Genomic DNA, 22,555 nt, shown 5'->3' with positions numbered 1-22,555 from the left:
CCTTGACGGTACGGGAGTGAGCGTGACGTGGTGGTACGGGAGCGGGCGGGACATGGCGATACGGGAGCGAGACCCGATTCCACCACCTGCCCGCGCCCGCGAGCCACCGCATTCCGGCCCCGCACGGGCCGACGTGTGCCCCGACGCGCACCCCGACCCCGCGCGCCCGATGCCCCTCACTCGTGCGCGATCGCCTCCAGCACGTTCATCCGCGACGCCCGCAGCGCGGGCAGCAGCGCCGCCACGATCCCGACCACCACCGACCCGATCACGACCGCCACCAGCGTCGACCACGGCACCGCGAACGCCTTCAGGCCCTGTAGCTCCAGGACCTGGTGCATCGAAACCCCCCACACCAGGCCGAGCGCGAGGCCGAGCACCGCGCCGAACACCGCGATCACCACCGACTCCAGCCGGATCATCCGCCGCAGTTGCCGCCGCGCGAGCCCGATCGCGCGCAGCAGCCCGATCTCCCGGGTGCGCTCGACGACCGACAGGGCAAGGGTGTTGACCACGCCGAGCACCGCGATGACGATCGCGAGGCCGAGGAGCGCGTACACGAGGTAGAGCATCACGGCGATCTGTTCGCGGATCAGCTTCTTGTAGTCCGCCTGGTCGCGCACCTGCACCTGCGGGTACGGGTCGAGCGCGGTGTCGAGCCGGTCGCGCAGCGCCTCCGAGTCCGTGCCGGGCGCCGTGTTGACGTAGACGGCGGAGTCCTGGCCGTCGGGCACGTACTTCTCCAGCGTGCCGAGCCCCATGAAGAGCCCGCCCTGCATGCCGGGGCCCTCGGGGCCCTCGTTGTCGGTGAGCGCGGCCACCGTCAGCTCCACCTTGCGCTCGCCGGGGAACTCCACGGGCAGCACCGAACCGACGCGTACGTCATGGTCGTTGGCGTAGCCCCGGTCCATCGCGAGCCGGTCGGGGGCGAGCGCCCGCGCCGAACTCCCTTGCGCGTAGGTGGTCTTCACGACCTCGTCGAGCTGATCGCCGAACCCGGCCGCCGTCGTCTCCACGGTCTTGCCGTCCGGCATCCGCAGCTTCAGGGGCGTGAAACGGCTGCGCACGACGAGCCCGGTGCCGTCGGTCGCCTCCACCTTCTCGGTGACCTCGGTCGGGAACGGCATGAACGAACTGTTCTGTACGACGAAGTCCGCGCCCAGCGTCTTGTCGATCTGGTCGTCGAACGACTTGGTCATGGAGGCGCTGGCCACGGAGAGGCCGCCGACCAGGGCGAGCCCGACCATGAGCGCGGCCGCGGTGGCGCCGGTGCGGCGCGGGTTGCGCAGCGCGTTGCGCTGGCTCATCCGGCCCACGGAGCCGTAGACGGCGGGGAAGGCGCCGCCGAGCACCCGGATCACCGGCCGCACCAGGAGCGGGCCCGCGACGACGGTGGCGAGGAGGCTGAGGACCACGCCGAGCCCGAGCAGCGAAGCCGACGTGGAGGTGTCGGACGAGGTCGCGCACCCCACGAGCGCCGCCGCGCCGCCCGCCGCCACGACCGAGCCCACCATGGCCCGCACCCGAAGGGGCCGCCCCACGCCCGCGATCTCGGCGTCCGCGAGCGCGGCCATCGGCGAGACCTGCGCGGCCCGGCGCGCCGGGAGGTACGCGGCGAGGAAGGTGACGCCCACCCCTACGACGTACGACGCGACGGGCGTCGGCCAGGCGATCACCATCTCCGTGGACTTGAGGTTCATGCCGAACACGCCCATCAGCTCGATGAGTCCGGCGGCGAGCCCGATCCCGGCGGCGAGCCCGAGGGTGGAGCCGACCACGCCGAGCAGCACCGCCTCGATGAGCACGGAGCGGCGCACCTGCCTGCGGTCGGCGCCGAGCGCGCGAAGGAGGCCCAGCTCGCGGGTGCGCTGCGCGATGAGCATGGAGAAGGTGTTGACGATCAGGAAGATGCCGACGAGGACGGCGACCCCGGCGAAGCCGAGCATCACGTACTTGATGACGTCCAGGAAGCCGCCGAGCTCGGACGCGGCGGACTCGGCCTGCTCGTCCGCGGTCTCCAGGTCGTAGCGGCTGCCCAGGTCCGCGGCCACCCGGCGCTTGAGCTCGGAGTCGCTGACGCCCGTCGCTGCGTCGACGGAGATGCTGGTCGCGCGGTTCTCGCCGCCGAGCAGCTTGGCCTGCGCGGTCGGGGTGTCCAGGAAGACGAGCGCGGCACCGGGGTTGGTGGTCGTGAACGTGACGATGCCGACGACCCTCGTCTCGAACGACCCCGGCGCGGCCAGGATCTTGAGGGTGTCCCCGATCTCCACGTCCTTCTTGTCGGCCGTGTCCGCGTCGATCATGGCTTCCCCGGCGGCGCGCGGCGCCCGGCCCGAGGTGATCTCCACGGGGGAGCGCTCGGTCTCGTACCAGTTGCCGGCGATGGTGGGCGCGCCCGTGGTGGGGCCGACGGGGTCGTTGTCGCGGTCGACGACGGTGATGTTCTCCACGGTCGCGTCGACGTGCGTGGCCGCGACACCGTCGACCTTCGCGACCCGCTCGGCGAGGTCGGCGGGCACGGTCGGGGTCCGGCCCGTCGGCACGCTCTCGTCGAGGTCGTCCTTGGGCCCGACGGAGAGGTCGGCGGCCGTGGACGCGAAGAGCCGGTCGAAGGTACGGGCGACGGTGTCCGAGAAGATCAGGCTGCCCGCGACGAACGCCACGGAGAGGATCACGGCGAGCGCGGACAGGGCGAGCCTGCCCTTGTGCGCGAGGAAGCTGCGGAGGGTGGCCTTCAGCACGGGTGCCGCCTCAGTCCTGGGGGGACGGGTCGTCGCGGGTGGGTTTCGCCGGAGGGTCGGCGGGCGGATCCCCGGCGGGGTCGGCCGGGGCCGCGGCGGGGCCGGGTGGTCCGGTGGTGTCCGTCGCCCCTCCGGCCGGGTCGGCGGCCGCGCCGTGCAGGACGTCGAACCGCTTCATCCGCTCCAGGACGCCCTCCGCCGTGGGCCGGGCCATCTCGTCCACGATCCGGCCGTCCGCGAGGAAGAGCACCAGGTCGGAGTGGGCGGCGGCGCCCGGGTCGTGCGTCACCATCACCACCGTCTGGCCCAGCGAGTCCACCGCCTCGCGCAGGAACCCGAGGACTTCGAGCCCGGCCCGTGAGTCGAGGTTGCCGGTCGGCTCGTCGGCGAAGATCAGCTCGGGGCGGGAGGCCAGCGCACGCGCGCACGCGACGCGCTGCTGCTGGCCGCCGGAGAGCTGCGCGGGCCGGTGCCGGAGGCGGTCGCGCAGGCCGAGCGTGTCGATGACGTGTTCCAGCCACTCGGCGTCGGGGCGCTGGCCCGCGATGTCCATGGGCAGGGTGATGTTCTCGCGCGCGTTCAGCGTAGGGATGAGGTTGAACGACTGGAACATGAAGCCGATCCGGTCCCGCCTGAGCCGGGTCAGCTCCCGCTCTTTGAGCCCGGTGATCTCGGTGTCGCCGAGCCACACCTGGCCCGCCGAGACCGAGTCGAGCCCGGCGAGGGTGTGCATCAGCGTGGACTTGCCGGAACCGGAAGGACCCATCACGGCGGTGAAGCGCTGCCGCGCGATGTCCACGTCGACCGCGTCCAGGGCGAGCACGGCTGTCTCGCCCGAGCCGTACGCCTTCGTGAGCCCGCGCGCGCGGGCCGCGGATCCGGAGGGCTCGGCGCGCTCCGTGTGCGGTGTCGAAGCAGGTGTGGACAAGGCCGCCTCCCGGGTCGTGGCCGTCCCAACTCGCGTATGCCAGCGAAGAGTAAAGGGTCGGAGCGGTTGGCTGGTATCCCTCGCAGGTCGATGAGTGAGGAGTGTGTAAGGGGCACCTGACCCTCCGGGCCCGGTACCTCTTGCCGGTGCTAGCGGATCGGCGCTAGCTTGTGGACATGGCGAAGACTCAGCTGAACGTGCGGGTGGACGAGGACACCGCCCGGGCCGCGCGCGAACGCGCCATGGCCCGCGGTGTGAGCGTGAATCGCTACATCGAAGAGCTGGTCAAACAGGATGCGGGCGAGCTCGGCCACACGTTCGTGGAGGCCGCCGCCGACTTCATGAAGCAGTACGAGACCGTCTTCGCCGAGGAGTTCGGCGCGGAGCGCGAGGGTCGTCGCTGACCCTTGAACCTCAGAATCGACCTCGCCTGGCTCCTGATGGTCGCCGAGCACAAGACGCCGGGTGATCCACAGGTGACCGACTGGGGCGCCCTGGTGGCCGCCGTCGCCCGTCACCACGCGGAGATCTTCGGCGTTCCCGTCTACGAGGGCCCGCACGACCGCGCCGCCGCCCTCCTCCAGCTCCTGCTGCACCTGCCCGCCCTGGAACGCTCCAACGCGCTCTTCGCCTCCTCGGTCGCCTACGCCTACCTCGTCGCCAGCGGCGTGAAGGTCGTGACCTCGCCCGAGCAGGTGCGGGATCTGGCCCGCCTCATCAAGGAGGACGGGGCGAGCGTGCACGACATAGCGCGTGAGCTGCGGCAGTGGAGCCTGTGATCCGGTGCGGCCGGCCGGTGAGGTGACGCGGGCGCGGTGCGACATCGCGCGGCGAGCGGCCGATGAGTTGTGGCCCGTCCGCCGGTCACCATGGGGCAACCGGTCGCGACCACCAGGAGGACCCCGCCATGCCCGCCACCATCCAGCCGATGCTGATCACCCCCGACCTGGACCGCCTCGTCGCCTTCTACACGGGTCTCCTCGGCGCCGAGGAGACCGAACGCGTGCCGGACGAGGGCCCCGTCTTCTTCCTGAATCTGCGGGTCAAGGAGTCCGACCTCGGCATCGTCGCCGACAAGAACGTCGAGCAAGGCACACCGCAGCGCTCGCTCCTGAGCGTGACCGTGGACGACGTCGACGAGCTCCTCGCGCGCGTGGAGGCCCTCGGCGGCACGGTGCGCGGCCCCGCCAACGACATGCCGTGGGGGCAGCGCGTCGCCCACATCCAGGACCCCGACGGCAACGCGGTGAACCTCGCGCAGCCGATCTGACCGGGCCGTTCAGCCAGCCGCCTCGTCCTCCGCGGGGCGGCGCGCCGAACCCAGGACGCAGTACGACGTGGGGAACTTCGGGCCGCGCTCGGGCACCACGATCGCGCGGTACGCCCCCACCTCGAACCCGGCCGCACGCAGCGCGCCCACCGTGTCCCGGCTGACGTGGCAGCCGCCGAACAGACGCGGCCACACCGTGCGGTCCAGGACGCGCTGCGCCGTCGCCATCGCGCCGCCCGGCGCCCGGCCGTGCTCGAAGAACCTCAGCTCACCGCCAGGACGCAGCACCCGGCGCAGCTCCCCGAGCGCCCTCGGCACGTCCCGCACGCTGCACAGCACAAGGGACGCCACCGCGAAGTCGAACGCCTCGCTCTTCACCGGCAGGGCCTCCGCGGCGCCCGGCACCACGTCCACGGGGACGTCCGCGCGCAGCGCCGCCGACACGGCCAGGCGGCGCAGGACGCTCTCCGGCTCGATCGCGACCACCTCGGCGACGGTGCTCGGGTAGTGCGCGAAGTTCAGGCCGTTGCCCGCGCCGACCTCGATGACGCGGCCCTCGACGCCCCGCAGGAGTTCCTTGCGGTGCGGGGCGATGGCCGGCTCCGCGGAGACGCTGAGGCGGGCGTAGAAGCGGGCGAAGAGGGGGTGGTGGACCGCGTCGCGCGGGGCGGGGCGGGCGGAGGGCGGCATGGTGCCTCCAAGGGTGGGTGGGGGATTCTTCCCCAAACCCGCCCCTTCCCGAAACTGGGGCCCCGCGCCCCAGGCCCCGGGCTGGGACTTCTCGCGCCCGGCGCCGGGGTGGGCCCCGATCGCGCTGCGCGCTCGTCCTCAAGCGCCGGACGGGCTGATTCACCCCGGCCCGGCTGTCGTGCGCGGGATCAGTCCGTCAGACCGTGCGACGGCTCCGGTCCCGGTGGGACGGGCCCGACCTCGGTGGGACGGACCCGACCTCGGTGGGACGGACCCGACCCCGCGCCAGGACTACCCCTCGGACAGCGCTCCCGGCCCCGCCCAGCTCCCGCCGAGCCCCGGCGCCAGCCAGCCCCCGGCCGCCGCCCGGAACTCCGCGCCCGGCAGGGAACCCGCCCCCTCGGGGATCGCGCCGAGCAGGGGTGCCCCCGCCGCGTCGGCCAGTTCGGCCAGGTTGCAGCGGGATGCGAGGTCGGGAGTGGTGGGCCAGCTGCCGATGACGATGCCCTCGGGGGTGAGGCCGCGGGCGCGCAGGGCCTCGGTGGTGAGCGTGGACATGTTGAGGGTGCCCAGGCCCGCGGTGGCCACGATCAGGACGGGGGCAGCGAGGAGCCGGGCCGCGTCCGCGAGGGTCGTGCCCGCCTCGTCGAAGCGGACGAGCAGACCACCGGCCCCCTCGATCAGGACCAGGTCGTGCGACGCCGCCAGCTTCTCCGCCGCCTCGGCCACCTGGGCGGGCGAGACCGTCGAAAGCCCTGCACGGCGCGCGGCCGTCGAGGGCGCGAGCGGCTCGGGGAAGCGCGCCAGCTCCACCGGGGTCACCCGGTCGCCCGCGAGCCGCAGCACCTCGTCGACGTCGCCCGGGTCCCCGGGGCCGACGCCGGTCTGGGCCGGCTTGAGGACGGCGACGCTGCGCCCGGCCGCGAGGGCCACCGCGGCGACGGCCGCCGTCGTCACGGTCTTGCCGATCTCCGTGCCCGTACCGGACACCATGAGCACGCTCATGCCGAGACCTTCCCGCTCGCCTGGGCGGCCGCGCACACCGCGCGGCCGATCCGCGCCACGTCCGCGTCGCTCGTGACGAACGGCGGCATCGTGTAGATGAGGTCGCGGAACGGCCGCACCCACACGCCCTCGCGCACCGCGGCGTTCGTCGCCGCCTCCATGTCGACCTGGTGGTCGAGCTGCACGACGCCGAGCGCACCGAGGACGCGCACGTCACGGACGAAGGGCAGCTCGGCGGCCGGGGCGAGCGCCGCCCGCAGGCCCGTCTCGACGCGCTTGACGTCCGTCTGCCAGTCCTGGCCGACGAGCAGGTCGATGGAGGCGTTGGCGACCGCCGCTGCGAGGGGGTTGCCCATGAACGTCGGACCGTGCGCGAGCACCGGCACCTCGCCCCGCGCGATGCCCGCGGCGACCCGCTCGGTGCACAGCGTCGCCGCCATCGTCAGATAGCCGCCGGTCAGGGACTTGCCGAGGCACATCACATCCGGTGTGACGCCCGCGTGGTCCGCTGCGAACAGCGCGCCCGTGCGGCCGAAGCCCGTCGCGATCTCGTCGAAGACGAGCAGCACGCCGTGCGCGTCGCACGCCTCGCGCAGCGCGCGCAGATAGCGGGGGGAATGGAAGCGCATGCCGCCCGCGCCCTGCACCACCGGCTCGACGATGACGCCCGCGAGCTCGTGGGCGTGCTGTCCGATCACGTCGTGCAGATGCCGGGCGTACGCCTCGTCGTAGGCATCGAAGCCCGCCGGTGGCTGGTCCGCGAACACCTGCTGGGGGAGCACGCCCTGCCACAGGCTGTGCATGCCGCCGTCGGGGTCGCACACGGCCATGGGCTGCCAGGTGTCGCCGTGGTAGCCGCCCCGCCAGGTCAGCATCCGGCGCTTCTCGGGCCTGCCGAGGGAACGCCAGTGCTGGAGGCACATCTTGACGGCGACCTCGACGGACACCGAACCGGAGTCGGAGAGGAAGACGTGCTCCAGACCGTCCGGCGTGAGGTCGACAAGTCGCTTCGCGAGCCGGACGGCGGGCTCGTGCGTGAGCCCGCCGAACATGACGTGGCTCATGCTGTCCAGCTGCTCGCGCACCGCGTCGTTCAGGACGGGGTGGTTGTAGCCGTGGATGGCCGACCACCACGACGACATGCCGTCGACCAGCTCGCCGACGCCCGCGACGCGCAGCCGCACCCCGTGCGCGGACTCCACGACCAGCGGGTCCTGGCGGCCGGGCATCGGGCCGTAGGGGTGCCAGACGTGCGCGCGGTCGAGGTCGAGGATCTCCTTGACGTCCAGGCCGGACGCCGTGGACGCGTCAGGCATTGGGCGCCACGTCCGTTCCGGCGCCCCGGCGGCGTACCGTCACCAGATCCGTGCGCGGGCCCGGCGCGGCGGGCGCGTCGGCCTGCGGGGCGGGCTGCGCGGCCTCTGCGGGAGCGGTGTCGGCGGGCGTCTCGTCGGCCTTGTCCTGCGAGCCGCACACCGAGCCGCACCCACCGCCCCTGCGGTGCTCCGGCAGCGTCACCTGGTCCGTGGTCTCCACCTCGAACCCGGCGTCCGCGATCATCTCCAGGTCGGCCTTGCCCGCCTGGCCCTCGCTGGTCAGGTAGTCGCCGAGGAAGATCGAGTTGGCGAGGTGCAGGGCGAGCGGCTGGAGCGTGCGCAGGTGCAGCTCGCGGCCGCCCGCGATGCGGACCTCGATGTCCGGGCAGACGAACCGGACCATGGCGAGGATGCGCAGGCAGCGCTGCGGGGTGAGGTTCCACTCCTTGGCGAGCGGAGTGCCCTCGAAGGGGATCAGGAAGTTCACCGGCACGGAGTCCGCGTCGAGCTCGCGCAGCGCGAAGACGACGTCGACCAGGTCCTCGTCCGTCTCGCCCATGCCCGAGATCAGGCCCGAGCAGGCGGAGAGCCCGGCCGCGTGCGCCTTCTGCACGGTGTCGACACGGTCGGCGTAGGTGTGCGTCTTGGTGATGTCGCCGTACGTCGCCTCGGACGTGTTGAGGTTGTGGTTGTAGGCGTCCGCGCCCGCGCCGCGCAGGCGCTCGGCCTGGCCGTCGGAGAGCAGGCCGAGGCAGGCGCAGACCTCGACGCCCTCGTTCTGCTCCTTGATCGTCTTGATGGTGTCGGAGACCCGGTCGACGTCCCGGTCCGTGGGCCCGCGCCCGCTCGCCACCAGGCAGACCCGCTTGGCGCCCCCGGCGAGCCCGGCCGCCGCGGCCTTGGACGCCTCGTCCGGCTTCAGCCAGGTGTACTTGAGGATCCCGGTCTCCGCGCCGAGCCGCTGTGAGCAGTACGAGCAGTCCTCCGGGCACAGACCCGACTTGAGGTTGACCAGATAGTTGAGTTTCACCCGTCGGCCGAACCAGTGGCGCCGCACCTTTCCGGCCGCCGCCACCACGTCGAGCAGGTCCTCGTCGGAGGTCGCGAGCACAGCGAGCGCCTCGTCACGGCTCGGCAGTTCCCGCCGAAGCCCCTTGTCCACCAGCGTGTTGAGCAGATCCATGGCGCCGATCCTGACGCACGCCGGACTTTCTGACCATGGAGATTCCGTACAACAGAAGCATCGGGAGGTGTGGGTATTGCCACACCATGGCCCGGTGGTGCGGCCGCTAGGGTCTGTGCACTGTCTACAAACACCCCGGTCCGTACATCCCGTCCGAGCGCGGCATGTACGTCGACCCGTGACGCCCCGGAGGTCCCATGGCTGGCTCGCCGTTCGACTGGATCGACGAGCAGGCGCGGCTGCGTGCCCAGGCGGGCCTGGTGCGCACGCTGCGTCCGCGCCCGGCCGAATCCCATCTGCTCGACCTCGCCGGGAACGACTACCTGGGACTGACCCGCCACCCGGAGGTCACCGCCGCCGCCGCGGCCGCGGCGCACCGCTGGGGCGCGGGCGCCACCGGCTCCCGCCTGGTGACCGGCACCACCGAACTGCACGCCGAACTGGAACGCGAGCTGGCCGACTTCTGCGGCTTCGAGGCCGCCCTCGTCCTGTCCTCCGGCTACGCGGCGAACCTGGCCGCCGTCACCGCGCTCGCCCCGCACGGCTCGCTGATCGTCTCCGACGCGGGCAACCACGCCTCCCTGATCGACGGCTGCCGCCTCGCCCGCGGCACGACCCAGGTGGTGCCGCACGCCGACCCGGCCGCGGTGCGCAAGGCGCTCGGCACGCACGAGGGGCCCGCGGTCGTGGTGAGCGACTCGGTGTTCTCCGTCGACGGGGACGCGGCGCCGCTGTCCGAGCTCGCCGCCGTCTGCCGCGAGGCCGGGGCGGGTCTGCTCGTCGACGACGCGCACGGGCTCGGGGTGCTCGGGGACGGTGGCCGTGGCGCGCCGCACGCCGCCGGGCTCGCGGGGAGCGCCGACACCGTCGTCACGGTCACCCTGTCGAAGTCGCTCGGCAGCCAGGGCGGGGCCGTCCTCGGCCCGGCCAAGGTCATCGCGCACCTGGTCAACGCGGCCCGGACCCTCATCTTCGACACCGGGCTCGCCCCGGCCGCCGCGGGCTCGGCGCTCGCCGCCCTGCGCCTGCTGCGCCGCGAGCCGGAACGGGCGGCCCGCGCGCGGGCGGTGGCCACGAAGCTGCACGAACTCCTGACCGAGGAAGGGCTTTCGGCGGTACGTCCCGACGCCGCCGTCGTCTCCGTGCGCGCGCCGTCGCCGGAAGCAGCGGTGCGCTGGGCGGCCGACTGCCGCCGCGAGGGTCTGGCCGTCGGCTGTTTCCGCCCGCCGTCGGTTCCCGACGGCGTCTCACGGTTGCGGCTGACCGCACGTGCCGACCTGAGCGACGCACAGGTCGCCGAAGCCGTCGCCACGATCAGCCGCACCGCACCCTGACTCCTGAGATCTGGCACCTGAGACCTGGGTCCAGGGTCCGGCGCTCTCGCCCGGGCTTCATCGAAGGGCGTCGATGAAGCCCTCCCAGGCGGCAGGGGAGAAGAGCACGGCTGGGCCCGCCGTGTCCTTCGAGTCGCGTACGGCGAACAGACCGGCGAGCGGTCCGGAGCCGAGCGGCGCTGTTTCCACGCAGTTGTTCATTCCATTGCTGCGGCTGCTGCGCCGCCACCGCGCGTCCCTGAGAGACGTGCTGGAGGGAACGGACCGAGGCAGTGCAGTCATGGTGCCTCCTTACGCGCCGTCACCTAACCCGGCGATGAAATCCATTGAATCCTGAACGGAAAGCGCCTGTCCCTGAAGAGAGTTGAAGGCGTCGGTGTACGCCTGAAGGTCTTCTTTCCGTTCGAGGTAGAGGCTACTCGTCAAGTGGTCGAGAACAACCACATCCAGATCAGAAATGTTCGGAAAGGAGAGAATAACGAAAGGTCCGATGAGCCCGACGTGCTCGCCGGAGACGAACGGCAGCACCTGGATACGCACTTGAGGAAGGCGCGCCGCCTCGAGGAGCCGCCGCAACTGCCCGGCGAGGACCTCGGGACCACCGATCTGACGCCGGAGCACCGCCTCGTCGAGGATCACGCTCAGTCGCAGGGGCGGCTCGCTGCGCAGCACGTCCTGGCGCGCCAGACGCACCTGCACCAGGTCCCTCACCTGTTCCTCGGGCAGCCCGCCGAGCGCGGCACGTGTCACCGCGCGGGCGTAGTCCGGCGTCTGCAGCAGACCGGGGACCACAGTGGTCTCCAGCGTGCGCACCCGGCAGGCCTGTGACTCCAGACTGATGAAGTCGCGGTACGCCGGGGGCAGCAGACCGCGGTAGGCGTGCCACCAGTGCGGCCGCCCGTTCTCGTCCTCCCCGCCCGCGAGCACGACGAGCAGCTCGCGTAATTGCGGATCGTCGACCTCGTACGCCTCGAGGAGCAGCCGCACGTCCGAGGCGCGCACCCCGGAGCGCCCGGTCTCGATGCGGCTCACCTTCGACTGGTGCCAGCCGACCCGGGCCGCCGCCTCACCGCTGGTGAGTCCGGCCTGCCCGCGCAGCGCGCGCAACTCCGCGCCGAGCTTGCGGCGCCGCACCGCGGGACCGTACTGCATGTCCGTCTCCTTCCGGACGTCCGCGCCAACCGTACGGGACAGCGGGAGACTGTAGAGGAAGCGCCAGTGTTGCGCCCAAATACGGTCTGCCGTCGCAGAGTTCACCGCTTCGAGCGACAGATATATGCACATCTCGGTGGATCGCCGCGCGTCACCGGCCCAGGAGTGGCACTCTGGCGCGAAGCACCAGTTCCGGGACTGTCCTCGAGTTCTTCCGCCACGAGTCGGAGTCCGGTCCCGGTGGGAAAGGGACAGTGTCGCCATGGCAGACCTCCAGGAAGTATCAGTCACTCTGCCGAGCGATCCTGTCTCGGTCGCAGCCGCCCGCAGGTATGTGGCGGACACGTTGTCGGAGTGGGGCCTGCCGGCCGACGCCGACGTCGCCGACACGGTGCGGCTCATCGTCTCCGAACTCGCCACGAACGCCGTCCAGCACACCCTCGGCCAGTCCCCGACCTTCACCGTGGACGTGCAGCTCGACCGGGACGAGCGGCTGCGCATCGGCGTCACGGACAGCCACCCGCGCTTCCCCCGGCGCCTGCCCGCCGCCGTCCAGCAGGACAACGGCCGCGGCATGGTCATCATCCGCTGGCTCACCGCCGAGTGCGGCGGCAGACTCTCGATCTGTCCGACGGCGGAGGGCGGCAAGACGGTCTGGATCACCCTGCCGTGGTCGGTGCCGGTCCAGAGCTGACGCCTCGCGGTCAGGTGGCCGAGCGGCCGAACGTCCCCCGCAGCAGCGCCCGGAACGTGTCCGCGGCCGGGCTCGACTCGTCCGTGCGACGGCAGACCCAGATGGTGCGCCGCAGCTCCCCCGGCTCCAACGGCCGGAAGCCGACCGGGGTCGCCGCCGTGCGGGCCACCATCTCCGGGACCACCGCGGCGCCGAGACCCGCGCTGACCATCGCGCACACCAGGGCGTAGTCCGGCGTCTCCACGAGCACCGCGGGCGCAGCCCCCGCCCGCGCGAGCGCCGCCTCCACGCCCTGCCGCGCCGGATGCGCCGGCGCCATGCTGATCAGGGGCTGACCGGCGAGCTCCGCGAGCGGAAGCCGCCCGGTGCCCGCCGTCAGCGCGTGCCCCGGCGCCGTCACGAGCACCAACTCCTCGACGAGGACCGGCTCCAGGGTCACCGACGCGGGCGGCGCGGGCAGCTCGGCCGGTTCGTACGTGTGCGTCAGCGCCACGTCGGCGTCCCCCGCCGCCACCGCGGCCACACCCAGGGGCGGTTCGTGGCCGGTGACCGTCAGCTCGACGTCCGGATGCGCCCGGCGGAACGCGGTGAGCGCGGGCGGCAGCAGATGGATGCCCGCCGTCGTGAACGTGGCGACCCGCAGCCGCCCGCCCCCGAGGCCCACGAGCTGCGCCAGCTCGTGCCGGGCCAGCTCCATCTCGTCCAGGACCCGGCGGGCGCGCGCCAGGAGCAGCTCGCCCGCGCCGGTGAGCCGGGCGCCCCTGTGGTGCCGCACCAGCAGTGCCGCACCCGCCTCCCGCTCCAGCTTGGCGAGCTGCTGGGAGAGCGCGGGCACCGTGTAGCCGAGCCGTTCGGCGGCGCGGGTGATGGAACCGGCTTCGGAGACCGCCACGAGCGCCGCGAGCCGCGTCGGGTCGTACATGCCGTGCCTCTTCCTGTGGCTGTGGACCGCGGCCCTGCGGCGGTACGCGGACGCCCCGGCCGCGGCCTTGCGGGACCGCCGCCGGATCCTACCGGCAGCCCAGCCTAAACAGATGCTTAAGGAAGACGCAGAAGATCTCATATACCTGCTGAAGGCTGACTCGCGGCACAGTGGCCGTCATGGACGCTCAACTGGTCGCCTTCACCGGCGTCGCCGCAGGCATGGTCGCCATGCCCGGCGCCGACTTCACCGTCGTCGTACGCAACGCGCTCGCCTCCCGCCGCGCCGGAGTCCTGTGTGCGCTCGGCATCGCGGCGGGACTCCTGGTGCACACGGCGCTCGCCGTCGCGGGCGTCGCGGCCGTACTCGCGGCCGTGCCCGCGCTGTTCCGCGCGCTGCAGGTGGTGGGCGGCTGCTATGTGCTGTACCTGGGGGTGCGGGCGCTGCGGTCGGCGGTGCGGCCGACCGGGGCGGTGGGGGAGAGGCCCGAGGGGGTGACGGCCGTGGGGGCCGCCGGGGGTGGGCGTGGTGGTGGGCTGCGCGAGGGCTTCCTCACCAACGCCCTCAACCCCAAGGCGTCCCTGACGTTCCTGAGCGTGCTGCCTCAGTTCGTGCCCGAGGGGAGCCCCGCGATGCCCCGCACGCTGCTGCTCGCCACGATCGTCGTGGCCTTCGCGCTGCTGTGGTTCCCGGCCGTCGCGCTGCTCGTGGACCGGCTCGGCCGCCGGCTGCGCAGGCCGGGCGTGGCCCGGGGGATCGAGGGCGGCACCGGTGTGGTGCTCTCGGCGCTGGGCGTGGTGCTGCTCGCGGAACCGCTGTTCGCGTAGCCCGGCCTGTGCACGCGGCTGCACGCGGCCCCGTCAGACGGGCCCTCGCTCTTCCCCCTGCCCTCGCGCGAGCCCCCACGGCAGCAGCCCCCAGAGGCCACCGCACACCACCAGCGTGGCCCCGGCGGCGACGAAGGCGCCGGTGCGGCTCGCCGCCACGTCCACGACGAGCAGGACCGACCCGGTGAGCGCCAGGACGAGCACGGCGAGTCCGGCCCCGGCGAGCCGGGACGACACCTTGACGACGAGCGGCTTCGCGCCACGCGCGAACAGCCCCCGGTGCAGGGCGGCGGGAGCGGTGAACAGCGCGGCCGCGAGGACGGCGAGCAGCAGCGTGGTCACGTACGTGGCGCGCTGGAGGGCGTCGAGCGACGGGAAGCGGGGGGTGAAGGCGAGCGTGAGCAGGAACGCGAAGAGGAGCTGCACGCCGGTCTGAGTGACCCTCAGCTCCTGGAGGAGCTCGAGGAAGTTGCGGTCGGCGCGTTCCAGCGGGGTCTCGTCGCGGCCTCGGCTCTGGTCCTGCGCGGCGGTGCCCGCTGACCGGGGGCCGTCGCCGGGATGGTTCTCGGACATGCACTACGAGTATCCCGGTGCGACGCGAACCACTCCTCGCGGCGGCCGGAACACGCCCGGACGGCGGTGCCTGCCCGAAGGCACCGCCCTCCCGGCACCCGGGTCAGCGGACCCGGCCGTACCAGACGCTGTTCGTCCAGATCTTCTCCAGGCGCACCACGGTGCCCCGCTTCGGCGCGTGCCAGATCTTGTTCTTGCCGGCGTAGATGCCGACGTGGTAGACGTTCCGGCCGGAGTGGAAGAACACCAGGTCACCGCGGGTGCGGTTGGCCTTGGAGACATGCCGGGTCTTGTTGTACTGCTGCGCGGCGGTTCGCGGCAGCTTCTTGCCCACGCGCTTGTACGAGTAGAGCGTGAGGCCCGAGCAGTCGAACCGGTGCGGTCCCACGGCTCCGTAGCCGTACGGAGAGCCCTTCTTGGAAGCCGCGATCTTGAGCGCCTTCGTCCCGTGTGTGGCTGCCTCGGCCTCGGAGACGAGTCCGGGGGCCACGATGGTGCCGCCCACGGCGGCGAGCGTGAGTGCCGATGCGGTACCGGCCCTCGTCAGCAGCGACGGAACACGATTCAGCGCAGTCATGCGCAACCCTTCGTCAGCCGCCTGTGAAGGATGACCTGTCGGGTTCGGGCAGGCGAAGATGCCCGGTCATACAACGACTTCACCCCAAGGGCCGGCCGGTCTCCCGGACAGCCCGCCTTGCTGGGTCCTCCACTCCTGCCGATGCACAGATGTCGACCGGTCATCCGGGTGGCGGCAGGACTCGGCGTCCGCCCGGACCGCCCCGCCGCTTGTGGCGGGGGCTTGTCGTCGGAAGGGATCTTCACCCGAGAGTGGCGAAAAAACCGAGCCGAATCGGCCGTATGTGAGGCTCCTCACGACTGACCCGTTCGGGTGGACAGAGCCTGAAAGGGGCCTGGGTCACAGTCGGAGACGATTGCCCGAACAGCACTGGAAGGTCCGGTTCCGGCTGCCGCGTAAGGGAGTTGTGCAACTCAAGGGGCACGCGCGTGCGAGTGTTTCCTACGCTGAAAGAGCTACCACCTCTGGTCGTACCCGGGCGAGGACCTGAAGCGGTGCGACACCCGTCCGTGCCGTCCGCACCCCCAACGGGCGGACGGCGCGGACGCGCTGCGGCCGGGGCGCTCCGAAGGCCGGCCGGTGAGACGGCGCACCTCGGGTGTGGGGCCGGGAGAGAGGCGGGGCGGCTCGGGGCGGGGCTCCGGCGGGTCGGCCGGTGCGGCGTCGAAGAGTCCCGTCAACTCCTAGCAGAAACGCTTGGCCGACTCGCCGTTTATGGGTGTGCTCACCCCACTTGCGGTCGTGTTGCTCCGCCTTCCCGTCGTCAGGTCGCCCCGCCCGGGACGGAACGGTCACCCACCCGTCGGCGGCGCCCCTTCGCCGACTCCGGGCGGCGGCACGGCCACGCGCGCGGCACGCCGCTCGCCGTCCAGTGTGCGCAACGCGCGGGCCAGCGTCGCCGCGTGGACCTCCGCCTCGCCCCGCTGGTGCATGAGGGTCAGGGCGTCCCGCAGCTCCGTCGCCCTGCTGACGAGGGCTTGTGCGGCGCGCAGGCCGCCGTACGTGTGCTCCGCGCGCGCCGGATTGATGCGGCCGACGAGGTCCACCACCGCGAGATAGGCGTCGATCAGCTCGCCCTCGGCGCGGGTCAGGGCGGGCAGCGGCGGCAGTTCGGGCAGCATCCGGGCCTCACCCGGTGGTGCTGGTCGTGGCCCTGCGGTTCGGCACGACCCGGTCCACCAGGCCGAACTCCACGGCGGCCGCGGCGTCCAGGACCGTGTCGCGCTCGATGGCCGCCGCGATCCGCTCGGCGTCCTGCCCCGTGTGGCGCCCGAGCATCTCCTCCAGGAGCGCGCGGGTGCGCCGCAGTTCCTCGGCCTGGATGACGAGGTCGGTCGGCTGGCCCCGCAACGCCTCGGCGAGCGCGGGCTGCTGGAGCAGCACCCGGGCGCCGGGCAGGATCGACCGCTTCCCCGGCGTGCCCGCGGCGAGCAGCACCGTGGCGGCGGACGCGGCCTGACCGAGGCAGACGGTCTCCACGTCGCAGGTCGTGAACCGCAGGGTGTCGTAGATCGCCGTGGCCGCGCTGAACGAGCCGCCGGGCGAGTTGATGTACAGCGAGATGTCCCGGTCGGGCGCGAGGTACTCCAGGTGAAGCAGCTGCGCCATGACGTCGTTCGCGGAGACGCCGTCGACGGGAGTGCCGAGGAAGACGATCCGCTCCTCCAGGAGCTTGGAGTACGGATCGAGCGTGCGCAGGCCCGAACTGGTGCGCTCGGTGAACTCCGGCAGGACGTGGCGGGCGAACGGCTCCTGCATGGGCGTGCCTCCCCATCTGTGCGGCATGCGTGCGGGCGCACGGGCATGCGTGCGGGCGCCGTCACTGGGCGACGGCCTCTGTAAAAAATGTACAGGACGTACATGACGTTATGATGGGGTCATGGCCTACGAGATTCCGGTGACGCAAGCCCGCGCAGAGCTCGCCGACCTGATCAACCGCGTTGTCTACGGCAACGAACGCGTGGTCGTCACGCGTCACGGCAAGCCGCTCGTGGCCCTTGTCTCCGCCGATGACCTGCGCCGACTCGACGAGCTCGAGGAGGCCGAGGCGATCGGCGCCGCCGCCGAGGAGACGGTGATCTCCTCCGTGTCCTCGCTCGGTTCGTCGTCCACGTCCGGAGCGGGCGGCGAGCGTCAGCGCTTCGGTATCGCGGCGGAGCACCGCGGGCCGAACGTGACCTAGTCCGGAGGGCGTGACACCGGAAGGCGTGACGCCGGAGGACATGACAAAGGCCGTGTGCCCCCGTCCGCTACGGCGGGGGCACACGGCTGTCCGGTGGGGTGCGGCGTCAGCCGACCGGGGCGGGCTCGCGCACCCGCGGTGACGCCGTCGCCGGGAGAGCGCTCCGGCCGCGCCGGGCACCGACGAGGACGGCCCCGAGGCCGATGACCGCCCAGGCGGCGAGGGTGACCGCGGGGCCCGTGGCCGCCGCCCCGTCGAAGAACGCGGTCGAGCGCAGGAGCGAGCCGCCCGCGCCCGGCGGCAGCAACTGGCCGATCAGGCCGGCCGGTTCGGGCAGCAGCTGCGGCGCCGACGTCACCCCCGAGAAGGGGTTGCCGAGCAGCACCATCAACAGCGCGCCCACGCCGATGCCCGCGGGGCCGAGCAGCGCCGCGAGACCGGCCACGGCCGCGGCGACGGCGAGCGCCGAAAGGCTGAGCACCCCGGCCTCCGCCCACCAGTTGCCCGTCAGGATGCCGAGCCAGCTGTGGGCGAGCGCGGCGGCGACGAGGCCGACGAGTGCCGCGGCGAGGACCAGCGTGCCCGCGGCGCGCAGCCCGCGCAGGCCCCGCAGCGTCACCAGCGAGCCCGCCGCGACTCCCGCGATGGCCAGCGGCAGCACGCTCGACCCCAGGGCGGCCCCGCGTGGGTCGGCGGCCGGTGCGGGCACCACGTCGACCGTTGTGACGCGCGCGCCGTCCGGGGCGCCCGCCGTCACCGCCTGCTGGAGGAGTTGTGCGACGACCGGGCTCGCCGCCGAGGCCGTCAGGAGCTTGGGGCCCTGGCCGGTGGCGACGACCGCGCCGTACACGGTCCGGTCCTCGACGGCGGCGCGGGCCGCCGCCTCGTCCGCGTACCGATGGATCTCGAACGCGCCCTCCCGCTGCTGAAGTTGCTTCTGCAGTGGCGCGGTGGCGTGGGCGGGGCCCGCCACGCCGAGCGGCAGATCGCGCGGGGCGTTCCTGGCGGCGGGCCAGGCGAAGGCCCACAGGGCAAGGGCCACTACGAAGGGAACCAGCAGGGCGACCGTCAGCATGCGGCGGGCCTGCGGGGGCGCGGCAGGGGACGGCGTGGGCATGGGGTTCTCCAGAGCAAAGGGGGGAGGGGTGTGCGACGGTGCCGCCTGTGAGGCGGGCTTTCAAAAAGAAGGATCGTTCGTTTTCGACTTGTCCCCACTGTGGGACGGAGCGCCTCGGTTGTCAAGAAGGAATGTTCGTTTTACTTTGAGGGCATGGCTCGCGTATCCCAGGAACACCTCGACGCCCGTCGCCGCCAGATCCTCGACGGCGCCGCGCTCTGCTTCGCCCGCAACGGCTTCCACGCCACGTCGATGCAGGACGTGCTCAAGGAGGTGGGCCTGTCGGCGGGTGCCGTCTACCGCTACTTCAGTGGCAAGGACGAGCTGATCCGCGCCATCGTCTCCGAGGTCCTTTCGGAGATCCGGGACATCTTCGAGTCCGCGGCCCGCCAGACGCCGCCCCCGCCGCCGGACGTCCTGGTCGGCCGCGCGCTCGGCCAGGTGCTCGACCTCAAGCCGGGCCTCGTCGAGCACGACCGGCCGTACTTCCCGCGGCTCCTCGTGCAGGTCTGGACGGAGACGCTGCGCGACGAGGAGCTGCGCACCCTCATCCAGGACGGGTACGACGCGGTGCGGGCGGCCTGGGTCCGGATCGTCGAGGGCTATCAGGCCGCGGGCATGATGCGCGCCGACGTACCGGCGGACCGCGTGGCGCGGACGATGATCGCCGTGGCGCAGGGATTCGCGGCCCAGGTCGCCCTGTTCGACGGGGTGCCGGTGGGCGCGCTGGCCGACGGCGTGCGTGGCCTGATGAGTATGGGCGAGCCCAGCTGACGGTCATGGCTGGGTCAAGGGCTGGTTAACCTCGCTGAAACTCCGTCCAACTAGCCTGCCGTGCCACGCCACCTGGGGATCTCGTACGCCAAGGTGTACCTCGGCGCACCATTCGCTGTGCGCTACATCTTTCCCGTCGCGGTGGCCGCGGCAGCCGGACCCCGCACGGTTCGGAGCAAGGACGATGAGGTGGGGACGTGCGACTGACACCGCACGAGCAGGAGAGACTGCTCATCAATGTGGCTGCCGACGTGGCCGAGAAGCGCCGGGCGCGCGGCCTCAGGCTCAACCATCCCGAGGCGATCGCGCTCATCACGTCGCACATCCTCGAAGGCGCCCGCGACGGCCGCAGCGTCGCCGATCTGATGACGTCGGGACGCACGGTGCTGACGCGCGACGACGTCATGGAGGGCATCCCCGAGATGATCCACGACGTCCAGGTCGAGGCGACGTTCCCGGACGGCACGAAGCTCGTCACCGTCCACGACCCGATCGTCTGACGGGGGCATGGGACGTATGCAATCCGCAGACAGCACGGGCACGGGCCCCGGCCCGGACCTCGACGGCCCCGGCCTCGTCCCCGGCGAGATCCTCTTCGCGGACGGACCCGTCGCCTTCAACGAGGGCCGCCCCACCACCCGCCTCACCGTCCTCAACGCCGCCGACCGCCCCGTACAGATTGGCTCCCACTACCACTTCGCCGAGGCCAACCCCGGCCTGGAGTTCGACCGTTCCGCCGCGCGCGGCCGGCGCCTGAACATCGCCGCGGGCACCGCCGTGCGTTTCGAGCCGGGCATTCCCGTCGACGTGACGCTGGTTCCCCTCGCGGGCGCCCGCGTCGTGCCCGGCCTGCGCGGCGAGACCGGAGGTGCTCTCGATGCCTGAGCTGTCCCGCGCCGCGTACGCCGACCTGTTCGGCCCGACGACCGGCGACCGGATCCGGCTCGCCGACACCGGGCTCCTCGTGGAGATCGAGGAGGACCGCTCCGGCGGCCCCGGACGCTCCGGTGACGAGGCCGTGTTCGGCGGCGGGAAGGTCATCCGCGAGTCGATGGGCCAGTCCCGTACGACCCGCGCCGAAGGAGCCCCCGACACCGTCGTCACCGGCGCCGTCATCATCGACCACTGGGGGGTGGTCAAGGCCGACGTGGGCATCCGCGACGGCCGGATCACCGGCATCGGCAAGGCCGGGAACCCGGACACGATGGACGGCGTGCACCCCGATCTCGTCATCGGACCCGAGACCGAGATCCTGTCCGGCAACGGCAAGATCCTCACCGCGGGCGGCATCGACACGCACATCCACTTCATCTCGCCCACCATCGTCGACGAGGCCCTCGCCTCCGGCGTCACCACGCTCATCGGCGGCGGCACCGGACCCGCCGAGGGCAGCAAGGCCACCACCATCACCCCCGGCGCCTGGCACCTGGCCCGGATGTTCGCCGCCCTGGAGAACGCCCCGGTCAACATCGGCTTCCTGGGCAAGGGCAACACCACATCGGCCGAGTCGATGCACGCCCAACTCCGCGCGGGCGCCGTCAGCTTCAAGATCCACGAGGACTGGGGCGCGACTCCCGCGGTGATCGACGCCTGTCTGAACGTGTGCGAGGACACCGGCGCCCAGCTCGCCGTCCACACCGACACACTCAACGAGGCGGGCTTCGTGGACGCCACCTTCGCGGCCGTCGCCGGACGCACGCTGCACGCCTTCCACGTGGAGGGCGCGGGCGGCGGCCACGCCCCAGACATGATCACGGCGGTCTCGCTGCCCAACATGCTGCCCAGCTCCACCAACCCGACGCGGCCGCACACCGTCAACACCGTCGAGGAGCACCTCGACATGCTGATGGTCTGTCACCACCTCAACCCGGCCGTACCGGAGGACCTGGCCTTCGCCGAGTCCCGCATCCGCCCGACCACCATCGGCGCGGAGGACATCCTGCACGACCTCGGCGCCATCTCCATCATGTCCTCCGACTCCCAGGCGATGGGCCGCGTCGGCGAGGTCATCCTCCGCACCTGGCAGACGGCGCACGTGATGAAGAAGCGGCGCGGATGGCTCCCCGGTGACACCCGGGCCGACAACCACCGGGCGCGGCGCTACGTCGCCAAGTACACGATCAACGCGGCGATCGCGCAGGGCATCGAGGGCGAGGTGGGCTCGGTCGAGAGCGGCAAGCTGGCCGACCTGGTCCTGTGGGAGCCGGCGTTCTTCGGCGTCAAGCCCGAAGTGGTCCTGAAGGGCGGCCAGATCGCGTACGCGCAGATGGGCGACGCCAACGCCTCCATCCCGACCCCGCAGCCGGTCCTGCCGCGCCCCATGTTCGGCGGCCGCGGCAGGGCGCCCGCCCGCAACTCCCTCACCTTCGTCACGCGGTCCGCCCTGGACGACGGCCTGCCCGAACGCCTCGCCTTGGAGCGGCAGTTCGTGCCGATCGCCTCCACTCGGGGCCGGACGAAGGCCGACATGCGCGAGAACGACGCCCTGCCGCGGGTCGAGGTCGCCCCCGACAGCTTCGCCGTACGCATCGACGGCGAACTCGTCGAGCCCGCACCCGCCGCCGAACTGCCGCTCGCCCAGCGGTACTTCCTCTTCTGAGCCGGTGACAGGACATGTCGCGAGCCGCACTCATGGTCCTGGCCGACGGCCGCTTCCCCGCCGGGGGCCACGCGCACTCCGGCGGGGCCGAGGCGGCCGTGAAGGCCGGACGGATCACCGGGGCGAGATCCCTGGAGGACTTCTGCCGGGGCCGCCTGCACACCACCGGCGCGGTGTCGGCCGCGCTCGCCGCCGCGGCCACCCTTGGCATCGACATCCACGACCTGGACGCGGCGGCGGACGCGCGCACCCCGTCCGCCGCGCTGCGGACCACCGCCCGCAGACTCGGCCGCCAACTGCTGCGCGCCGCCCGCATCGCCTGGCCCGCCCCCGAACTGGACGCCCTCGCCCGCGCCTTCCCCAAGGGCGCCCACCAGCCGGTCGTCCTGGGCGTGACCGCCCGCGCGGCGGGCCTCGACGGGTCCGACGCGGCGTACTGCTCGGCGTACGAGAGCGTCAGCGGGCCCGCCACCGCGGTGGTCAGGCTCCTGAGCCTCGACCCGTTCGACGCCACGGCCGTGCTGGCCCGGCTCGCGCCGGAGCTGGACGCGGTGGCGGGGTCGGCGGCGGGGGCCGCCCGGCGGTCCTCCCTCTGCTGAGCCGGTGCCAGGACATGTCGCGAGCCGCACCCATGGTCCTGGCCGACGGCCGCTTCCCCGCCGGGGGCCACG

Annotated in this window: 25 protein-coding genes, 1 pseudogene and 1 riboswitch; of the genes and pseudogenes, 12 read left to right on the top strand and 14 right to left on the bottom strand. The window is 72.5% G+C overall.

Features of this window, described 5'->3' with window-relative positions:
• Positions 1 to 176: 176 nt before the first annotated feature.
• Both OO63_RS34640 and OO63_RS34635 read right to left on the bottom strand, forming a co-directional pair.
• A complete protein-coding gene (locus OO63_RS34640; protein ID WP_030358726.1) occupies positions 177 to 2,741 on the bottom strand; it encodes an ABC transporter permease in 2,565 nt (854 codons plus the stop codon).
• Positions 2,742 to 2,751: 10 nt separating this feature from the next.
• Entirely contained in the window at positions 2,752 to 3,669 is a 918-nt protein-coding gene (locus OO63_RS34635) for an ABC transporter ATP-binding protein (RefSeq protein ID WP_051811454.1), read from the bottom strand.
• A gap of 176 nt (positions 3,670 to 3,845) precedes the next feature.
• Between OO63_RS34635 and OO63_RS34630 the strand changes: the two genes are divergently transcribed.
• The 3 genes from OO63_RS34630 (at position 3,846) to OO63_RS34620 (ending at position 4,939) form a co-directional block, all read left to right on the top strand.
• A complete protein-coding gene (locus tag OO63_RS34630; RefSeq protein ID WP_030358728.1) occupies positions 3,846 to 4,073 on the top strand; it encodes a toxin-antitoxin system HicB family antitoxin in 228 nt (75 codons plus the stop codon).
• Positions 4,074 to 4,109: 36 nt separating this feature from the next.
• The gene (locus OO63_RS34625; protein WP_063750494.1) at positions 4,110 to 4,448 is read left to right on the top strand and encodes a hypothetical protein; all 339 of its coding nucleotides are present in this window, start codon (positions 4,110 to 4,112) and stop codon (positions 4,446 to 4,448) included.
• Positions 4,449 to 4,576: 128 nt separating this feature from the next.
• Positions 4,577 to 4,939, top strand: coding sequence for a VOC family protein (locus OO63_RS34620; RefSeq protein ID WP_030358730.1), 363 nt, complete (start codon positions 4,577 to 4,579; stop codon positions 4,937 to 4,939).
• A gap of 9 nt (positions 4,940 to 4,948) precedes the next feature.
• Here the strand turns inward: OO63_RS34620 and OO63_RS34615 are convergent, their stop codons facing one another.
• From OO63_RS34615 to bioB, 4 genes are all read right to left on the bottom strand, one after another.
• Positions 4,949 to 5,629, bottom strand: coding sequence for a class I SAM-dependent methyltransferase (locus tag OO63_RS34615; protein ID WP_030358731.1), 681 nt, complete (start codon positions 5,627 to 5,629; stop codon positions 4,949 to 4,951).
• A 291-nt stretch (positions 5,630 to 5,920) separates the two neighbouring features.
• Positions 5,921 to 6,634 carry a dethiobiotin synthase gene (bioD, locus tag OO63_RS34610; protein ID WP_030358732.1) on the bottom strand — a complete coding sequence of 238 codons (714 nt, stop codon included), beginning with the start codon at positions 6,632 to 6,634 and terminating at the stop codon, positions 5,921 to 5,923.
• Positions 6,631 to 7,950, bottom strand: coding sequence for an adenosylmethionine--8-amino-7-oxononanoate transaminase (locus tag OO63_RS34605; protein WP_030358733.1), 1,320 nt, complete (start codon positions 7,948 to 7,950; stop codon positions 6,631 to 6,633). The genes bioD and OO63_RS34605 overlap by 4 nt, the downstream gene beginning before the upstream one ends.
• On the bottom strand, positions 7,943 to 9,133 hold the full coding sequence (gene bioB / locus OO63_RS34600) for a biotin synthase BioB (RefSeq protein WP_030358734.1): 1,191 nt from the start codon (positions 9,131 to 9,133) through the stop codon (positions 7,943 to 7,945). Before bioB ends, OO63_RS34605 begins: the two co-directional genes overlap by 8 nt.
• Positions 9,134 to 9,330: 197 nt before the next feature.
• Between bioB and OO63_RS34595 the strand changes: the two genes are divergently transcribed.
• Positions 9,331 to 10,467, top strand: a complete 1,137-nt coding sequence (locus OO63_RS34595) for an 8-amino-7-oxononanoate synthase (RefSeq protein WP_030358735.1) — start codon at positions 9,331 to 9,333, stop codon at positions 10,465 to 10,467.
• A gap of 57 nt (positions 10,468 to 10,524) precedes the next feature.
• Here OO63_RS34595 and OO63_RS34590 read toward each other — a convergent pair whose 3' ends face one another.
• Together OO63_RS34590 and OO63_RS34585 are read right to left on the bottom strand one after the other, a co-directional pair.
• Positions 10,525 to 10,749, bottom strand: a complete 225-nt coding sequence (locus OO63_RS34590; protein ID WP_030358736.1) for a DUF397 domain-containing protein — start codon at positions 10,747 to 10,749, stop codon at positions 10,525 to 10,527.
• Between the two features lie 9 nt (positions 10,750 to 10,758).
• Positions 10,759 to 11,619: a helix-turn-helix domain-containing protein gene (locus tag OO63_RS34585; RefSeq protein ID WP_030358737.1), complete on the bottom strand. Its 861-nt coding sequence runs from the start codon at positions 11,617 to 11,619 to the stop codon at positions 10,759 to 10,761.
• 262 nt (positions 11,620 to 11,881) lie between these two features.
• Between OO63_RS34585 and OO63_RS34580 the strand changes: the two genes are divergently transcribed.
• Complete coding sequence (locus OO63_RS34580) at positions 11,882 to 12,313, top strand: ATP-binding protein (protein WP_030358738.1); 432 nt, start codon at positions 11,882 to 11,884, stop codon at positions 12,311 to 12,313.
• 10 nt (positions 12,314 to 12,323) lie between these two features.
• Here OO63_RS34580 and OO63_RS34575 read toward each other — a convergent pair whose 3' ends face one another.
• Entirely contained in the window at positions 12,324 to 13,235 is a 912-nt protein-coding gene (locus OO63_RS34575; RefSeq protein WP_030358739.1) for a LysR family transcriptional regulator, read from the bottom strand.
• A gap of 179 nt (positions 13,236 to 13,414) precedes the next feature.
• On the opposite strand from OO63_RS34575, the gene OO63_RS34570 reads away from it, so the two are divergent.
• Positions 13,415 to 14,062, top strand: a complete 648-nt coding sequence (locus tag OO63_RS34570) for a LysE family translocator (RefSeq protein WP_030358740.1) — start codon at positions 13,415 to 13,417, stop codon at positions 14,060 to 14,062.
• A gap of 33 nt (positions 14,063 to 14,095) precedes the next feature.
• Here OO63_RS34570 and OO63_RS34565 read toward each other — a convergent pair whose 3' ends face one another.
• The 4 genes from OO63_RS34565 to OO63_RS34550 all read right to left on the bottom strand — a co-directional run bounded on the left by OO63_RS34565 (position 14,096) and on the right by OO63_RS34550 (position 16,970).
• The gene (locus OO63_RS34565) at positions 14,096 to 14,635 is read right to left on the bottom strand and encodes a DUF6328 family protein (RefSeq protein WP_030358741.1); all 540 of its coding nucleotides are present in this window, start codon (positions 14,633 to 14,635) and stop codon (positions 14,096 to 14,098) included.
• Positions 14,636 to 14,738: 103 nt separating this feature from the next.
• Complete coding sequence (locus OO63_RS34560) at positions 14,739 to 15,212, bottom strand: C40 family peptidase (RefSeq protein ID WP_030358742.1); 474 nt, start codon at positions 15,210 to 15,212, stop codon at positions 14,739 to 14,741.
• 3 nt (positions 15,213 to 15,215) lie between these two features.
• Positions 15,216 to 15,380, bottom strand: a riboswitch (cyclic di-AMP (ydaO/yuaA leader).
• 623 nt (positions 15,381 to 16,003) lie between these two features.
• Positions 16,004 to 16,333, bottom strand: coding sequence for a hypothetical protein (locus OO63_RS34555; protein WP_030358743.1), 330 nt, complete (start codon positions 16,331 to 16,333; stop codon positions 16,004 to 16,006).
• 7 nt (positions 16,334 to 16,340) lie between these two features.
• Positions 16,341 to 16,970 carry an ATP-dependent Clp protease proteolytic subunit gene (locus OO63_RS34550; protein WP_030358744.1) on the bottom strand — a complete coding sequence of 210 codons (630 nt, stop codon included), beginning with the start codon at positions 16,968 to 16,970 and terminating at the stop codon, positions 16,341 to 16,343.
• 121 nt (positions 16,971 to 17,091) lie between these two features.
• Here OO63_RS34550 and OO63_RS34545 point away from each other — a divergent pair, with 121 nt between their 5' ends.
• Positions 17,092 to 17,394 (top strand): type II toxin-antitoxin system Phd/YefM family antitoxin, encoded by a 303-nt coding sequence (locus tag OO63_RS34545; protein WP_030358745.1) that lies wholly within the window; start codon positions 17,092 to 17,094, stop codon positions 17,392 to 17,394.
• 106 nt (positions 17,395 to 17,500) lie between these two features.
• Here the strand turns inward: OO63_RS34545 and OO63_RS34540 are convergent, their stop codons facing one another.
• Complete coding sequence (locus OO63_RS34540) at positions 17,501 to 18,511, bottom strand: hypothetical protein (RefSeq protein ID WP_030358746.1); 1,011 nt, start codon at positions 18,509 to 18,511, stop codon at positions 17,501 to 17,503.
• A 153-nt stretch (positions 18,512 to 18,664) separates the two neighbouring features.
• Here OO63_RS34540 and OO63_RS34535 point away from each other — a divergent pair, with 153 nt between their 5' ends.
• The 5 genes and pseudogenes from OO63_RS34535 to OO63_RS34515 form a co-directional block, all read left to right on the top strand.
• On the top strand, positions 18,665 to 19,285 hold the full coding sequence (locus OO63_RS34535) for a TetR/AcrR family transcriptional regulator (protein ID WP_030358747.1): 621 nt from the start codon (positions 18,665 to 18,667) through the stop codon (positions 19,283 to 19,285).
• Positions 19,286 to 19,482: 197 nt separating this feature from the next.
• Positions 19,483 to 19,785 (top strand): urease subunit gamma, encoded by a 303-nt coding sequence (locus OO63_RS34530; protein WP_030358748.1) that lies wholly within the window; start codon positions 19,483 to 19,485, stop codon positions 19,783 to 19,785.
• 16 nt (positions 19,786 to 19,801) lie between these two features.
• Positions 19,802 to 20,170, top strand: a complete 369-nt coding sequence (locus OO63_RS34525) for an urease subunit beta (RefSeq protein ID WP_051811452.1) — start codon at positions 19,802 to 19,804, stop codon at positions 20,168 to 20,170.
• Entirely contained in the window at positions 20,163 to 21,884 is a 1,722-nt protein-coding gene (locus OO63_RS34520; RefSeq protein WP_030358750.1) for an urease subunit alpha, read from the top strand. The genes OO63_RS34525 and OO63_RS34520 overlap by 8 nt, the downstream gene beginning before the upstream one ends.
• A gap of 14 nt (positions 21,885 to 21,898) precedes the next feature.
• Positions 21,899 to 22,468 (top strand): annotated as a pseudogene (locus tag OO63_RS34515) (urease accessory protein UreF); the annotation flags it as partial.
• Between the last annotated feature and the right edge of the window lie 87 nt (positions 22,469 to 22,555).

This window comes from Streptomyces alboflavus (assembly GCF_000716675.1).
In the GTDB taxonomy this organism is placed as follows: domain Bacteria; phylum Actinomycetota; class Actinomycetes; order Streptomycetales; family Streptomycetaceae; genus Streptomyces; species Streptomyces alboflavus.
This window is presented reverse-complemented; position numbering and strand designations above follow the sequence as displayed.